Origin of the sequence: Streptomyces sp. NPDC058653 (assembly GCF_042716895.1) — a bacterium.
In the GTDB taxonomy this organism is placed as follows: domain Bacteria; phylum Actinomycetota; class Actinomycetes; order Streptomycetales; family Streptomycetaceae; genus Streptomyces.
This window is the reverse complement of the sequence record NZ_JBHXRM010000008.1, coordinates 155,460-171,004: the sequence shown is the minus strand read 5'-3', so window position 1 is coordinate 171,004 and position 15,545 is coordinate 155,460. Positions and strand designations below refer to the sequence as shown.

13 protein-coding genes are annotated in these 15,545 nt (G+C 73.3%); 7 read left to right on the top strand and 6 right to left on the bottom strand.

Annotated elements, in window-relative coordinates; genetic code table 11:
• Positions 1-32 precede the first annotated feature (32 nt).
• The gene (locus ACFWU9_RS10160; protein WP_384316250.1) at positions 33-959 is read left to right on the top strand and encodes a LysR family transcriptional regulator; all 927 of its coding nucleotides are present in this window, start codon (positions 33-35) and stop codon (positions 957-959) included.
• A gap of 128 nt (positions 960-1,087) precedes the next feature.
• On the opposite strand, the gene ACFWU9_RS10155 is transcribed toward ACFWU9_RS10160, so the two are convergent.
• From ACFWU9_RS10155 to ACFWU9_RS10140, 4 genes are all read right to left on the bottom strand, one after another.
• Positions 1,088-2,554 carry an alkaline phosphatase PhoX gene (locus ACFWU9_RS10155; RefSeq protein ID WP_384316248.1) on the bottom strand — a complete coding sequence of 489 codons (1,467 nt, stop codon included), beginning with the start codon at positions 2,552-2,554 and terminating at the stop codon, positions 1,088-1,090.
• Positions 2,555-2,665: 111 nt separating this feature from the next.
• Positions 2,666-3,382: a gamma-glutamyl-gamma-aminobutyrate hydrolase family protein gene (locus tag ACFWU9_RS10150; RefSeq protein ID WP_384316246.1), complete on the bottom strand. Its 717-nt coding sequence runs from the start codon at positions 3,380-3,382 to the stop codon at positions 2,666-2,668.
• A gap of 93 nt (positions 3,383-3,475) precedes the next feature.
• Complete coding sequence (eat, locus tag ACFWU9_RS10145) at positions 3,476-4,993, bottom strand: ethanolamine permease (RefSeq protein ID WP_384316244.1); 1,518 nt, start codon at positions 4,991-4,993, stop codon at positions 3,476-3,478.
• A 161-nt stretch (positions 4,994-5,154) separates the two neighbouring features.
• Entirely contained in the window at positions 5,155-5,907 is a 753-nt protein-coding gene (locus ACFWU9_RS10140) for a FadR/GntR family transcriptional regulator (RefSeq protein WP_384316242.1), read from the bottom strand.
• Between the two features lie 78 nt (positions 5,908-5,985).
• On the opposite strand from ACFWU9_RS10140, the gene ACFWU9_RS10135 reads away from it, so the two are divergent.
• From ACFWU9_RS10135 to ACFWU9_RS10120, 4 genes are read left to right on the top strand one after another with little or no spacing between them, the layout of a single operon-like run.
• Positions 5,986-7,356 (top strand): glutamine synthetase family protein, encoded by a 1,371-nt coding sequence (locus ACFWU9_RS10135; protein WP_384316240.1) that lies wholly within the window; start codon positions 5,986-5,988, stop codon positions 7,354-7,356.
• 11 nt (positions 7,357-7,367) lie between these two features.
• Positions 7,368-8,744, top strand: a complete 1,377-nt coding sequence (locus tag ACFWU9_RS10130; protein ID WP_384316238.1) for an aldehyde dehydrogenase family protein — start codon at positions 7,368-7,370, stop codon at positions 8,742-8,744.
• A 3-nt stretch (positions 8,745-8,747) separates the two neighbouring features.
• Complete coding sequence (locus tag ACFWU9_RS10125; RefSeq protein ID WP_384316236.1) at positions 8,748-9,551, top strand: 3-oxoacyl-ACP reductase; 804 nt, start codon at positions 8,748-8,750, stop codon at positions 9,549-9,551.
• 41 nt (positions 9,552-9,592) lie between these two features.
• Positions 9,593-10,558 carry a DUF2510 domain-containing protein gene (locus tag ACFWU9_RS10120; RefSeq protein WP_384316234.1) on the top strand — a complete coding sequence of 322 codons (966 nt, stop codon included), beginning with the start codon at positions 9,593-9,595 and terminating at the stop codon, positions 10,556-10,558.
• Positions 10,559-10,573: 15 nt separating this feature from the next.
• Here the strand turns inward: ACFWU9_RS10120 and ACFWU9_RS10115 are convergent, their stop codons facing one another.
• The gene (locus ACFWU9_RS10115; protein WP_384316232.1) at positions 10,574-11,776 is read right to left on the bottom strand and encodes an amino acid deaminase/aldolase; all 1,203 of its coding nucleotides are present in this window, start codon (positions 11,774-11,776) and stop codon (positions 10,574-10,576) included.
• A 185-nt stretch (positions 11,777-11,961) separates the two neighbouring features.
• Here ACFWU9_RS10115 and ACFWU9_RS10110 point away from each other — a divergent pair, with 185 nt between their 5' ends.
• Both ACFWU9_RS10110 and mycP read left to right on the top strand, forming a co-directional pair.
• Positions 11,962-13,518, top strand: a complete 1,557-nt coding sequence (locus tag ACFWU9_RS10110) for a hypothetical protein (RefSeq protein ID WP_384316230.1) — start codon at positions 11,962-11,964, stop codon at positions 13,516-13,518.
• Positions 13,515-14,819, top strand: a complete 1,305-nt coding sequence (mycP, locus tag ACFWU9_RS10105) for a type VII secretion-associated serine protease mycosin (protein WP_384316228.1) — start codon at positions 13,515-13,517, stop codon at positions 14,817-14,819. The genes ACFWU9_RS10110 and mycP overlap by 4 nt, the downstream gene beginning before the upstream one ends.
• Here mycP and ACFWU9_RS10100 read toward each other — a convergent pair.
• Entirely contained in the window at positions 14,794-15,504 is a 711-nt protein-coding gene (locus ACFWU9_RS10100) for a serine hydrolase (protein ID WP_384316226.1), read from the bottom strand. The two genes, mycP and ACFWU9_RS10100, sit on opposite strands and share 26 nt — an antisense overlap.
• Positions 15,505-15,545 lie beyond the last annotated feature (41 nt).

Here is a 15,545-nt window from a genome sequence, read left to right as displayed (position 1 = left end):
CCCTTGGCGCTATGAGGCCATAACCTGCGTATATGAGCGACGAGCCTCCCCCGACGACCCTCGCCCACCGGGTGCCCGAGCTGAGCGCGCTGGAACTGCTCATCGCGGTCGCCCGGCACGGCAGCATGGGCGGGGCCGCCCGCGAGCTGGGCATCAGCCAGCCCGCGGCGAGCAGCCGGATACGGTCCGTCGAACGCCAGCTCGGCGTCAGCCTCTTCGACCGGTCGCCCAGCGGCTCCCGGCTCACCGGTGAGGGCGCGCTCGTCACGGACTGGGCGCGGCGGATCATGGAGGCGGCGGAGGCATTCGACGCGGGCGCGCAGGCGCTGCGTGACCGCCGGGACTCACGGCTGAGGGTCGCCGCGAGCATGACCATCGCGGAGTATCTGCTGCCCGGCTGGCTCATCGCGCTGCGCTCGGCCCGGCCGGACACCGCCGTCTCGCTCCTGGCCGGCAACTCGGGCGCCGTGGCCGCGCGGCTGCTCGGCGGCGACGCCGACATCGGCTTCGTGGAGGGCCTGGCCGTGCCCGGAGGGCTGGACGGCACGGTGATCGGCCGTGACCGGCTGGTGGTCGTGGTCGCGCCGAGCCACCCCTGGGCCGACCGGGGCACGCCTCCGACACCCGCCGAACTGGCGGCAGCCCCGCTGATCCTCCGTGAGGAGGGCTCGGGCACCCGGCAGGTGCTCGACGCGGCGCTCGCCTCCTACGGAGGTCTCGCCGAGCCGCTGCTCGAACTCTCCTCGACGACGGCCGTCAAGGCGGCGGTGGTGAGCGGCGCCGGGCCCTCCGTGCTCAGCGAACTCGCGGTGGGGGAGGAGCTGGCGTCGCGCCGGCTGACGGAGGTGGCGGTGGCGGGGGTCCGGCTGGGGCGCGAGCTGCGTGCCGTCTGGCCGGCGGGGCACCGCCCGAGCGGCCCGGCCCGGGACCTGCTGTCGCTGACACGCGTAAGCCCGTGACGCGATCCCGTGACACAACCCCAGGGCCGACGGCCGTGGCGACGTGTGCGGGCGACATGGGCGAGCGACATGGATAGGGCGACGGCCGCGCCCCGATCGATCGGGACGCGGCCGTGCGCGAGGGGCCGTCAGCGCTGATGGCGCCAGGGGCCGGTGATGGCCAGCAGGATGCCCGGGTTCTGGATGCTCGCGTACAGCGTCCTGCCGTCGGGTGAGAAGACGACCCCGGCGAACTCGCTGTACTCCGGCTCCTCTGCGGTGCCCTCGTTCAGCTCGTTGCGGGCGATCGGGTAGGTCCTGCCGCTGTCCGTCGCGCCGAACAGGTGCTGCACACCCTCGCCGTCCTCGGCCAGGATCACGCCGCCGTACGGGGAGACCGTGATGTTGTCCGGGCCGTCGAGGGCGCCGTCCTTCGACGGGTCCTGGTTGACGCCCAGGATCAGCTTGAGGGTCAGCTTGCGGCGGGCCGGGTCGTAGAACCACACCTGGCCGTCGTGCTGCTCCGGGCTCTCCTCACGCGCGTAGGAGGAGACGACGTAGGCGCCGCCGTCCGCCCACCACATGCCCTCCAGCTTGCGGGCCCGGGTGACCTGCGTGTCCGTGAACTGCTCGCGTACCGGCACGGTCCTGGCGTCGCGGTCCGGCACGGTCACCCAGTCGACGCCGTACACGGTCCCGGCCTTCGTGGCGCGCGAGAGGTCGTCGACGAACCGGCCCCTGGAGTCGAAGCACTTGAAGGCCTCCAGCACACCCGCGGTGTCGGAGAGCCCGCGCAGCTTGCCCCGCCCGTGACGGAAGCCCTTCGGCGGGGTCCAGCGGTACAGCAGGCCGTTCGGCTCGTCGGCGTCCTCGGTGAGATACAGGTGGCCGCGCTTGGTGTCGACGACGACGGCCTCGTGGTCGTACCGCCCGAGCGCCTTGATCGGCTTGGGACGCAGGTTCGCGCGACGGTCGTAGGGGTCCACCTCGAAGACATAACCGTGGTCCTTGGTCATGCCGTCCTCGCCGGCCCTGGTGGTGTCCTCCTCGCAGGTCAGCCAGGTGCCCCAAGGGGTGCGCCCGCCCGCGCAGTTCTCCTGGGTGCCGGCGACGCCGACCCACTCGGCGACACACTCGCCGTGCTTGGAGACCTCGACGACGGTGCAGCCGCCGGGGGCGGCGGGGTCGTAGACGAGTTCCGGCATGAGCGGTACGGGGAAGTCGGTCTCGGCGCGGTCGCCACCGATCTCATGGTTGACGACCAGGAGGGTGGAGCCGCGGGTGCCCGGGAAGGTGGCCGTGCCGTCGTGGCTGTTCGGCGTGAACTCGCCACTGTCGAGCTTGGTGACACCGGCGTGGGTGACGACCTTGTACGAGAAGCCGGCGGGCAGCGCGACCAGCCCGTCCGGGTCGTCGATCAGGGGGCCGTACCCCGTCCTGCTGCCGAGCGCCTGGGAGGAGCGGGCCTCGTGCTCCCGCTCCGCGCCCGCCGGGGCGGCGTCCGCGTTCTCGTCCGCGTAGGCGTACGCGCTGGCGGTGGCGAGGACCCCGGCGGTACCGACGAGGGTGAGTCCCGCGGCTGAGGTCTTGGAGAAGTCTCTACGGGTGATGGGCACGTTCATCTCCTGGGGGTGCGCGGTCGGACGGCCGAGGTGACCCGAGCCCGGGCTACGGTTCCCCTCATCCGCGAACGGCGGGTGAACGGGACACCATCAACGCATGCTGTCTCATCGGCCGTGGGGGCGGGCTCCCACCCGTTCCCGCTCGCGCGCCGCGGCCACCAGCGCCGCCATCACCCGCACGTCGTGGCCCATCTCCGGATGCCACTGCACTCCCAGCACCCACCGCTCGTCCGTCAGCTCCACCGCCTCCACCGTTCCGTCGCCGGCGTACGCCGACACGATGAGGCCCTCGCCCAGCCGGTCCACGGCCTGGTGGTGCGAGGACGGTACGTCCGACTCCTCCGGTACGAGGGTCCCGTACCGCGTCCCGGGCACCGGCTTCACGGGGTGCTCGCCGAACACGCCGAGGGCCGCGGCCGTATGGCCGTCCAGATGCTGGACGAGCGTGCCGCCGAGGGCGATGTTGAGCAGCTGCATCCCCCGGCAGATCGCCAGCAGCGGTGTGCCGGACGCCAACGCGGCCTCGATCAGGGCCAGTTCCCACTCGTCCCGCTCCCTCGCGGGCGGGCCGGTACGGGGGTCGGGCTCGGCCCCGTACCGTACGGGCTCCACGTCCGGACCACCCGCGATCACCACCCCGTCGAGCCGGGCGACCACCGAGGCGGCGGTGGCCGCCCGGTCCGGGGGGAGCATGACGGCCACGCCGCCCGCGCGCTGGACGAGCCGGGGATACCCCATGGGCAGCAGTGCCGCGGGCAGATCCCAGACACCCCACTTGGCCGACGTCTCCAGATAGGTGCTGACGCCGATGAGCGGCTTCACTGAACGTTCCTCCGATGTCGTGCTGTGCTGTGGCGCTGTTCCGCGGTGTGTTCCGTCGGACGGGATCCCCCGCGATCCCCTTCGGCGGGAGTCTCAGTCCCGTTCCAGTTCGGCCTCGGCCGCCGCGAGCGCGGCGAACTCCTCCTCGGGCGCCGCGGCGACCAGCCGGTGCCGACTGTAGAAGGCGAAGTAGGCGAGTGCCACGACATAGACGCCGAGCGCGATGAACGCGGCGTCCTTGTCCACCAGGAACGTCGCCACCAGCGCCGACAGGGCCAGCACGAACGCCGCGCCGGAGGTCAGCGTGCCGCCCGGTGTCCGGTAGGGCCGGTGCAGACCGGGCTCGCGGCGGCGCAGCACCAGATGGGAGAGGGCCATCAGAGCGTAGGAGATGGTGGCGCCGAAGACCGCGACGTTCAGCATCCGCCCGCCGTTGCCGCTGCCCGCGGCGAGGGCGAAGCCGATCGCGCCCGGGATCAGCAGGCCGAGGTACGGCGCCTTGCGGCTGCTCGTCAGCGAGAGGAAACGGGGCAGATAACCGGCCCGGGAGAGCGCGAACAGCTGCCGGGATCCCGCGTAGATGAGGGAGAAGAACGACGCGACGAGACCGGCGAGGCCCGCGTAGTTCACGAACCGGCTGAGCGCCGTCGGATCGCCGTCGCCCTGGAGCGCGACGACCAGCGGGTTGCCCGCTTCCTGGATCGCGGCGGAGCCGCGCGCGCCGGTGGCCGCGAAGAACGTGATCAGGGCGAGCAGGGCGAGGATGCCCATGGAGATCGACAGCGCCCTCGGCATCGAGCGCACCGGGTCCTTGGCCTCCTCGGCGGCCAGCGGCACACCCTCGACGCCCAGGAAGAACCACATGCCGAACGGGAACGCGGCCCAGATGCCCAGCAGACCGTACGGCAGCCAGGAGTTGGAGCCGAAGGCGTCCTCCTGGACGGGGATGTCGTTGAGGTTGGCGCTGTCGAAGTCGGTGAAGGCCCCCACGGCGAAGATCAGCAGCGCGGCGACGGCGATGCCCGTCACGACCAGACTGAAGCGCAGCGCCTCGCCGACTCCCCACAGATGGATGCCGATGAAGAGGGCGAAGCAGACGAGATAGACCGGCCAGCCCGCGTCGAGGCCGAAGAGATTCAGCGACTCGACGTAGTCACCGATGAAGATGGAGATCGCGGCCGGCGCCAGGATGTACTCGATGAGGATGGCCGTGCCGGTCAGGAAGCCGCCCCAGGTGCCGAGCGCGCGGCGGGCGAAGCCGTAACCGCCGCCCGCGGTGGGCAGGATGGCGGACAGCTCGGCGAGCGAGAAGACGAGACAGGCGTACATCACGCCCATCAGGAGGGTCGCGATGGCGAGTCCGCCGAAGCCGCCCTCGGAGAGTCCGATGTTCCAGCCCGAGAAGTCCCCGGAGACGACGTAGGCGACGCCGAGGCCGGTCAGCAGCAGCCAGCCGGCGCTGCCGCGCCTGAGGGTGCGCCGTCGCAGATAGGCCGCGTCGGCGGCGGAGCCGGCCGGTACGGAGGTCTCGGCCGCCGAGGATTCGGCCGCGGGGCGGGCCGGACGTGACGGATCGGCTGGTGGGATACGGGAGTCCGTGCCTTCGGCCATGAGCCGCTCCTGCCTCGGGGTCCTGCCTCGGGTCAAAGGTGTGAGGCCATACCATTGCGGCCCCGATGCCCCGACGCAAGCCCTCTGCGTAAAGCTGCTGTAACGGCCCTGCGGCGGAAGCGGCCGGGGGCCGTGCGGTCCATCCCCCTCGCTACCCGCTCTCAGGTCAGAAAACCCCGCAGCAGGGCCGCCGTCCCGCCGCAGTGCTCACGCATCACCTCGCGCGCCGACCCCGCGTCGCCGTCCAGGACCGCCTCCACCAGCGCGGTGTGCTGCCGCTGCGAGTGCTCCAAGTTCCGTACCAGCAGCGGAATGCAGTCCAGCAGCTCGTTCACCGTCGCGCGGACGGAGGCGTAGCTCTCGGTCAGCCGCGCGGAGCCGGACAGCTCCGCGAGCGTCAGATGCAGCAGGGTGTCGCGGCGGCGGTACTCGGCCAGCGGGGCGTCGTGCGTGCCCGCGAGCGCCGTACGCAGCCGGGCCGCGCCGTCCTCGTCGAGTCCCCGCGCCGCGCACAGCTCGGCGGCGCCGACCTCCAGCACCTCGCGGAAGCGCAGCACGTCCTCGATGTCGACCCCGGAGACCCGGCGGCGCAGCTCCTCCTCGGCCCCCTGCGGCGGGGTGTCGGGCCGGCGCAGGACGAACGTCCCGCCGTAGCGCCCGCGCCGGCTCTCCACCAGACCCTCGTCGGCCAGCACCTTCAGCACCTCGCGCAGCGTGACCCGGCTGATCCGCAGCCGCTCCGCCAGGTCCCGCTCCGCGGGCAGCCGTTCACCGCCGGCGACCAGACCGAGGCGCAGCACCTGCATGATCTGCTCCAGCGCCTCCTCGAACCCGTTGCCCGCGCGTACGGGGCGCAGGACGGGCGTCAGCCGGTCCGCCGGCTCACTCCTCCTCGCCGCATCCCTCTCCGCCACGTCGCCGTTTCCCCTTCCCAACCAAAGGTCTCACCGAATACCTTAAGGTCCCCGGCTGGCCTATGGAGGAGTTGCCCCGTGGCAGACCGCACCCCCCCACTCTCCGTCGAGGAGCTGCGCGCCCTTGTGGCGGGCGGCGAGATCGACACCGTCGTCCTGGCCTTCCCCGACATGCAGGGCAGACTCCAGGGCAAGCGGTTCGCCGCTCCGTTCTTCCTCGAAGAGGTACTGGAACACGGCACCGAGGGCTGCAACTACCTGCTCGCCGTCGACGTCGAGCTCAACACCGTCGACGGCTACGCGATGGCGTCCTGGGACCGCGGCTACGGCGACTTCGCCATGCACCCCGACCTGGCGACACTGCGCCGCGTCCCCTGGAACGAGGGCACGGCGATGCTCATCGCCGACCTCGCCTGGAACGACGGCTCACCGGTCGTCGCGGCGCCCCGCCAGATCCTGCGCCGGCAGCTGGAGCGGCTGGCCGGGCGCGGCTACACCGCGCACGTCGGCACCGAACTCGAGTTCATCGTGTTCAAGGACACCTTCGAGCAGGCCTGGGACAGCGGCTACCGCGGGCTCACCCCCGCCAACCAGTACAACATCGACTACTCCGTCCTCGGCACCGGCCGTATCGAGCCGCTGCTGCGCCGGATCCGCAACGACATGACCGCCGCCGGACTGACCGTCGAGTCCGCCAAGGGCGAGTGCAATCCGGGCCAGCACGAGATCGTCTTCCGTTACGACGAGGCCCTGCTCACCTGCGACCAGCACGCCATCTACAAGACCGGCGCCAAGGAGATCGCCTCGCAGGAGGGGGTCTCGCTCACGTTCATGGCCAAGTACAACGAACGCGAGGGCAACTCCTGCCACATCCATCTCTCGCTCCAGTCCGCCGACGAGCCCGGCACGAACGTCATGGCCGGCGACGACGCCCACGGCATGTCGCCCGTGATGCGCCACTTCCTCGCGGGCCAGCTCGCCGCGCTGCGCGACTTCTCCCTGCTGTACGCGCCGAACATCAACTCCTACAAACGCTTCGCGCCCGGCTCCTTCGCCCCCACGGCCGTCGCGTGGGGCGCCGACAACCGCACCTGCGCCCTGAGGGTCGTCGGCCACGGCCGCTCCACCCGCTTCGAGAACCGGCTGCCAGGCGGCGACGTCAACCCGCACCTGGCCGTGGCCGGACTGGTCGCCGCGGGCCTCCACGGCATCGAGCAGCAGCTCGAACTCCCCGAGCCGTGCACCGGGAACGCGTACACCTCCGGGTACGAGCAGGTCCCCACCACCCTGCGCGAGGCCGCCGAGCTCTGGGAGCACAGCCCCATCGCCAAGGCCGCCTTCGGGGACGAGGTCGTCGCCCACTACCTCAATCTGGCCCGTGTCGAACTGGCCGCCTACGACGCCGCCGTGACCGACTGGGAGCTCCGCCGCTCCTTCGAACGCATGTGAGGAGACGACCCGTGCCCGACCAGCCGCCCCACGCCCACCAGATCCTCGACCCGGCGACCGAGGAGGTCATCGCCACCGTCCCGGCGACCGGCGTCGCCGACGTCGACGCGGCGGTCGTACGGGCCGCCGCCGCCCAGCGCGGATGGGCCGGAGCCGCCCCCGCCGACCGCGCGCGCCTGCTGCGCCGGTTCGCCGCCGTGGTCGACGGCCACCTCGAGGAACTCGCCCGGCTGGAGGTCCGGGAGGCCGGCCACACCCTCGGCAACGCGCGCTGGGAGGCGGGCAACGTCCGCGATCTCCTCGACTACGCCGCCGGGGGAGTGGAGCGTCTGACGGGACGTCAGATCCCGGTCGCCGGCGGGCTCGACATCACCCTTCTCGAACCGCTCGGCGTCGTCGGCGTCATCGCGCCCTGGAACTTCCCGATGCCCATCGCCGCCTGGGCCGCCGCACCCGCTCTGGCGGCGGGCAACGCCGTACTCCTCAAGCCGGCCGAGACCACCCCGCTGACCGCGCTGCGCCTGGCCGAACTCGCCCTGGAGGCGGGCCTGCCGGAGCAGCTGTTCCAGGTCCTGCCGGGCGCGGGGGACGTCGCGGGCCGGGCGCTGGTCGAGCACCCGGGCGTCGCGAAGATCGTCTTCACCGGCTCGACCCGGGTCGGCAAGGAGATCATGGCAAGCGGCGCGCGGCTCGTGAAGCGCGTGACCCTCGAACTCGGCGGCAAGAGCCCCAACATCGTCTTCGCGGACGCCGATGTCGAGCGGGCGGCGGCGCAGGCGCCCATGGCCTTCCTGGACAACGCCGGACAGGACTGCTGCGCCCGCACCCGCATCCTCGTCCAGCGCACCGCGTACGACCGGTTCCTCGAACTCCTCGCCCCCGCCGTGCGGTCCGTCGTCGTCGGCGACCCGTCGGACGAGAAGACCCAGATGGGCCCGCTGATCTCGCGCACCCAGCTGGAGCGGGTACGCGGTTACGTCCCCGAGGACCGGGCGGCCCTGCGGGGCAGCGCGCCCGACGGGCCCGGCTTCTGGTTCCCGCCGACCGTCCTCACCGACGTACCCGCCGACGACCCCGCCCTCACCGAGGAGATCTTCGGCCCCGTCGCCGTCGTGATCCCGTTCGACGACGAGGAGGACGCGATCCGCCTCGCCAACGACACCGAGTACGGGCTCTCCGGCTCCCTCTGGACCCGCGACATCGGCCGCGCGCTGCGCGTCTCGCGCGCCGTCGCCGCCGGCAACCTGTCCGTCAACTCCCACAGCAGTGTGCGGTACTCGACACCCTTCGGCGGCTACAAACAGTCCGGCGTCGGCCGGGAGCTGGGCCCCGACGCCCTCACCGCGTTCACCGAGACCAAGAACATCTTCATCAGTACGGAGGCCTGACCCATGCCCGACGAGACCAACCGCAGCGCCGAGGCGCCCGTCTGCCGCCGACTGGTCGGCCGCACCGCCGTCGTCACCGGCGCGGGCAGCGGCATCGGTCTGGCCACCGCGCGCCGGCTCGCCTCCGAAGGCGCGCACGTCGTCTGCGGCGACATCGACGCCCCCGCGGGCAAGGCGGTCGCCGACGAGGTGGGCGGCATCTTCGTACAGGTCGACGTCACCGACGCGGAAGCGGTCGACGCCCTCTTCAAGAAGGCGTTCGACACCTACGGCAGCGTGGACGTCGCGTTCAACAACGCGGGCATCTCGCCACCCGAGGACGACTCCATCCTCACCACCGGCATCGACGCCTGGCGCCGGGTCCAAGAGGTCAACCTCACCTCCGTGTACCTGTGCTGCAAGGCCGTCATCCCCTACATGCGGCAGCAGCGGCGCGGATCGATCATCAACACCGCGTCGTTCGTGGCGACCATGGGAGCGGCCACCAGCCAGATCTCGTACACCGCCTCCAAAGGAGGTGTGCTCGCCATGTCGCGCGAGCTGGGCGTGCAGTTCGCCCGGGAGGGCATCCGGGTCAACGCGCTCTGCCCGGGGCCGGTCAACACCCCTTTGCTGCGCGAGCTGTTCGCGAGCGACCCCGAGCGGGCGGCACGGCGGCTGGTGCACATCCCGGGCGGGAGGTTCGCCGAGGCGGAGGAGATCGCGGCGGCGGTGGCGTTCCTGGCGAGCGACGACGCGTCGTTCGTCAACGCCACGGATTTCATGGTCGACGGCGGCATCGGCGGGGCGTACGTGACGCCCCTGTAGGCCCCCTGCGGGGTGCGCCGGGCACGCCCTAAGGTGGCGGGATGAGCATGACGACGCCGCCCGGCTGGTACGCGGACCACGGCGTGCCCGGCACGGAGCGCTGGTGGGACGGGACCGGCTGGACCGCGCACACCCGGCCGCTCGGCGGGGCCGCCGCTCCCGCCCCGTACCAGCAGGGTCACCAACCGCCGTACCAGCAGCCGCGGACGATGCCCCTCACGCCCAGCGGCCCCACGGGCGGCGGCCCGGGCGGTCGTGGCCGGCTCGTCGCCGCCGTGGCCGCCGGGCTCGTGCTCGTCGTCGCGATCGTCGCCGGCGTCACGCTGCTCGGCGACGACGGGACGAAGGCCGAGCCCGTGTCCGCCGAGAGCGATGACGAACCCGCGCCCGGGCCGACAGGCGGCGGCGAGAGCCCCACCCCCACCCCCGAGGAGAGCGCCGACCCCGACGTCCTCGTCGACCAGCTCAACGGCATCACACTGCCCATCCCCGACGACTGGGAGAAGTCGGACAGCCTCGTGGACCGCTCGGTCACCATGACGACCGTGGACGACTACGAGTGCCCCGGGCAGACCAACCGGTACTGCCACTACGCCAGGGTCATGTCCTTCACCGCCACCCAGACCGACGCGGACAGCCCCGAGGCCCTCGCCAAGGAGGACATCCAGGACGCCTCCGACGCCCTGTACGACGAGGACTCCATCGGCAACGCCCCCTACGGCAACGTCACCTCGCACACCGTCGTGAAGTCCGAGGCCGTCTCCGTCACCGGACGCCCCGGCTATCTGGTGCGCTGGAAGGTCACGACCGGCAAGGGAGCGGGGGGTTACGTCCAGTCGCTGGCCTTCCCCTCCGCCATCGGCGCCGGATCACTCGTCATCGTCCGCTTCGCCTTCGACGCGGGCCCCAAGGCCCCGCCCGTCGGCGGGATGGACACGATCACCAAGGGCATCCGCACGATCGGGGACGGCACGGGCGGCGTCGGCAGCTCCATCGGCCCGTCCTGAGCCCTCGCGGACGCCTCAGAGGTACGTACGCCCCTCGCCCCGGTACGTCGGCACCGTCGCCGTCACCCGGTCGCCCTCGATCAGTCGCAGCTCGTCGAAGCGCTCGCACAGCTCCCCGGCCTTGGCGTGCCGGAACCACACCCGGTCGCCGATCAGCAGGTCGTCGGCGGCCGAGCCCAGCAGCGGGGTCTGCACCTCGCCCGCGCCCTCCTGGGCGTCGTACCGCAAACCCTCCGGCAGATACGGCTCCGGCAGCCGGTCCCGGCCGGGCGCGCCGGACGCCGGATAGCCGCCGCCGAGCACCGTCACCACACCGACAGCCGGCCTGCGCACCACCGGCTGCGCGAAGAGCGCGGCCGGACGGCCCCTGAACGAGGTGTAGTTGTCGAACAGCCTCGGCACGTACAGGCCCGACCCGGCGGCGATCTCCGTCACCGAGTCCTCGGCCGCCGTGTGCTGCACACTGCCCGTGCCGCCGCCGTTGACGAACTCCAGCTCCGGCGCCACCAGCCGCACCGCCCGCACCACGGCCCGCCGCCGCTCGGCCAGCTCCTTGCGCGCCGCGGACTGCATCAGCCGCACCGCGCGCGAGCGCAGCGGCCGGCCCACGACCGCGTCACCGACACCGGCGACATGACCCTCGTACGCCATCAGCCCCACCAGCCGGAAACCGGGCCTGCGGGCGATCGACCTGGCCAGCTCCGCCAGTTGCCCCGGCTCCCGCAGAGGTGAGCGCCGGGCCCCGATCCTGACCCGGCCGCCGAGGAGACGGAGCGCCGTGTCCAGCTCCAGACAGACCCTGATCTCCTCGGTGCCACCCGCCCGGGAGAGGTCCACGAGGTCGAGCTGCGCCGGATCGTCGATCATCACGGTCACGGCCGCGGCCAGCTTCGGATCGGCCGCGAGCTCGGCGAACGCGCCCCGGTCGACGGACGGATAGGCGAGCAGCACGTCCTCGAAACCGGCGCGCGCCAGCCACAGCGACTCCGCCAGCGTGAACGACATGATGCCCGCGAAGCCGTCGCGCGCTAGGACCCGCTCCAACAGCGCCCGGCACCGCACCGATTTGCTGGCCACCCGGATCGGTTTGCCTCCCGCCCTGCGGACGAGATCGTCCGCGTTGGCGTCGAAGGCCTCAAGGTCGACCACGGCGAGCGGGGCGTCCAGATGTGCGGTGGCCCGGTCGAACCGGGCCCGGTCGGCGGCGCGGGGAGTCATCTTCCGAGCTTGCCAGACGGGCTTACCCGACGGTAGGGGGATGTTCTGGTCAGATCCGCCCCCGACCTGCGGACCTGTTCCCGCGCGGTGCTCCCCAGCCCGTAGAGTGACGCCCACGCGGCGACGAACGGGCCTGCCCCGTCCGGCGATCCGCGGTGGACAAGGCCGTGATCACAGGGGGGCGGATGAGTACCGAAGCGCGGCGCGCGCCCTTGCCGCCCCGCCCCGCCGGCCCACCGCCACCGTCGGGACCCCCGCTCGCCCGGCCCGTCGCGGGCCGCGACGAACCCACCGGTTCCGACCGCGCCGACACATCCCGCGCCGATACGTCCCGCGCGGAGAACCCCGGCACCGGAACGCCGCCGCCCGTACCGGCGAGGCCCGCTTTCCCCGCCCCCGCCGCACCACCGCCACCGTCGGGGCCCCCGGCCCCGCGATCCGCCGCGAGCCCCGGCACCAGGCCCCCCGAAGCGCCGGGCGCGACGCCCGCCGGGGCAACCGGAACACCCGGCAGGTCCTCCGGCGGGAAGCCCGGCATACCCCCGCGCCCGGCCGGACCGCCCCCGCAGCGCCCCTCGGCGGAACGCCCGCCCGCACCCCGCCCGTCGGCCCGGCGAACGGCCCCCCGGACCACCCTGCCGCCCGACGACGACACGGCCCGGCTGCGCCCCGTACCCCCGGCCCCGCCCACAGGCGCCCTCCCGCCCCGCCCCGGTCGGCCCCCCGCGACACCACCCCCCTCGGCGTCGGCCTTCGCCCCCGCGGGCACGTCCACCCCGCTCCCGCCACCGCCCCCCGGCTACCGGATCTCGCCGGACACCCCGCGCCGTCCGGCCGCGCCGCCCGCACCGTCCCACCGCAGGCCCGTCGACCTCACCCGCCCCCCGGCCGCCCGTCGGCCGCTCCCGCCGCCGCCCTACCGCTGGCCGGTCGAGCCACCCCTGCCCCCCGCCGACAGCACCGCCCCACTGCGTCCCGTACCGGCCCGCCGCCCCGCCAGGACGGCCACCGCGATCGCCTGCGTCGTCCTCGGACTCGGTCTGATCGGCGGCGCCGTCACCGGCAGCTGGCTGACCGGCGACTCGTCCGCCGATCCCGCCACCGCCGCCGGCTACGCACCTCTCCGTACGCTCTGGCACAGCACCCCCGTCGACACCTTCTTCCCGCGCGTCCTCAAGGGCCCCGGCGCGGGGCCCGGCGGCGCGGACCGGACCTGGACCAGGGTCGCCGTGGCACCCGACGGCGGCTGTACCAGGGCCCTCGATCCGCTCCTCGTCAAGGCGCTGCGCCCGGTGGGCTGCGAGCGGGTCCTGCGGGCGACCTATGTGGACGCCACCCAGAGCACCCTCACCACCGTCGGCATGGTCTTCACGGAGGCCGAGCCGGCCGGCATGGAGGCGCTGGACACCCGGTTCACCGACGAGAAGCTCGGCGAGCGCGGCGACCTGATGCCCCGCACCTATCCGGTGAAGGGCACGGTGGCGGCGGGCTTCGGGGACGGGCAGCGCGGGAGCTGGACGGTCAACGTCCTCACCGAGGCCCCCGTCGTCGTGTACGCCGTCTCCGGCTTCGCCGACGGCCGGGCCGTCCCCGACCCGCAGCCCGTCGCCAGGGCGACCGCCGACGGCGCGAAGACGGCGGCGGCGCAGGCGGGGCTCGGCCACGACGCCAAGGGCATTGCCGACCGGGTCGAGCGCGGTCTGCGGACGACAGCGAGCAAGGCGACGGAGCTCCCCGAATGACGAAGCCACCGACACCGGCGACCGGACCGGCTCCCGCGACAGGACCGGCTCCGACCGCACGACCGGTTCCGACGGCACGACCGGCTCCCGGAGCGCGTCCGCCGCGACTGTTCCGATCCTGCCGCCACCCTCTCGCGGTCACCCTCGCCGCCGCGTCCTTCGTGCTCGCCGTCCCGGCCGCACCCGCCCACGCGGACGTCATACGGGCCCAGCAGTGGGCCCTCGAAGCCATGCACACGGACGACGCCTGGCGCACCACCAAGGGCGAGGGCATCACCGTGGCCGTGCTCGACACCGGCGTCGACCCCACCCACCCCGACCTCGCCGGACAGGTGCTGACCGGCAAGGACCTCATCGGCTTCGGCGCGGGGAGCGGCGACCGGGCCTGGGCCCGCCACGGCACGGCCATGGCGGGCATCATCGCGGGCCGCGGACACGGCCCCGGCCGTGAGGAGGGCGTCCTCGGGATCGCCCCGGAGGCGAAGATCCTGCCGGTCCGCGTGATCCTCGAAGGCACCGACCCGGACCGGGCCAAGGCCCGCAAGTCACGCGGCGGTTCACTCGCCGACGGCATCCGCTGGGCCGCCGACAACGGCGCCGACGTCATCAATCTCTCCCTCGGCGACGACAGCGAGTCGGCCCACCCGGAGCCGGCCGAGGACGCCGCCGTCCAGTACGCGCTCTCCAAGGGCGCCGCGGTCGTCGCCTCGGCGGGCAACGGTGGCGAGAAGGGCGACCGCGTCTCGTACCCGGCCGCCTACCCCGGCGTCATCGCCGTGACGGCGGTCGACCGCTACGGCACCCACGCCGCGTTCTCCACCCGCCGCTGGTACGCCACCGTCAGCGCCCCCGGTGTCGACGTCGTCATAGCGGACCCCGACCGGCGCTACTACGAAGGCTGGGGCACCAGCGCCGCCGCCGCCTTCGTCTCCGGCGCCGTCGCCCTCGTACGCGCGGCCCACCCCGAGCTCGAACCCGCCCAGATCAAGAAGCTCCTCGCCGACACCGCCCGGGACGCGCCGGACAACGGCCGCGACGACTCCACCGGTTACGGCATCGTCGACCCGGCAGCGGCGATCGAGGCGGCCGGCAGGGCGACCACCACGAGCGCCGACTCGAAGAGCGGGGCGGCCGGCTACACGAAGCGGTACTTCGGCCGGGGCCCCGACAACGCCTCGGAGGAGTCCGAGCCCGCCGCCTGGCTCGCCCCGCTCGCGGGCGGCCTCGGTGCCCTGCTGCTGGCGGGCGCGGTGGTCCTCTGGCGCGGCGGACCGATCAGCGGGCTGCGCCGGCCGCGCTGACGGCGGCCCGTGCCGCCTCCTCCACCAGGGCGATACCCGCCTCCTTCGTGGGATGACCGCCCGACAGGACGGCGACGAGGAGGTCGCGGCCCCCGGCGGTGACCCGGCCGACCGAGTTGACGACCCACAGCCCGGTGGCGCTCAGCGGCATCCAGCCGTTCTTCAGCGCCGGCGCGCCGCCCGCCGCCGAGACGCCCCACGCCTGGTCCGGCACCACCCGGGTCATCAGCCCCGCCACCAAGGCGCGTGAGCGCTCCGAGAGCGGTGTCGTGTTTCCGCCGAACACGGCCTCCAGCAGCGCCAGTTGATCCGTCGCGGTCGTACGGGTGAGACCCCAGGACTCCGCCGCCGCCGACTCGCGCAGCCCGAGGCGCCGATGGGCCGCGTCCAGCCCGGCCGGGCCGCCGACCACCTTCAACAGCCCGGTGGCGGCGTCGTTGTCGCTGCGCACGATCATGTCGGCGGCCGACGCGTGCTCGTGGGGCGCCGGCTCGCGGCCCGTGTCCTGCGCGCGCAGCAGCAGCGCGGCGAGAATGCCGAGCTTGACCACACTGGCGGTCGGATGGGTGGGACCCGGGGCGTGGCGGTAGGCCATGGTCGGGCCACCGGTCGTCCCCCGGACGGCGACGTCGTAGGTGACATGCGGGTCGGTGGTGCCGACGAGCGGTTCGCCAGGAGCGCGCACAGATCCCCCCTCGGTCCGCCGAGGATTCTGCCGGGTGCCCG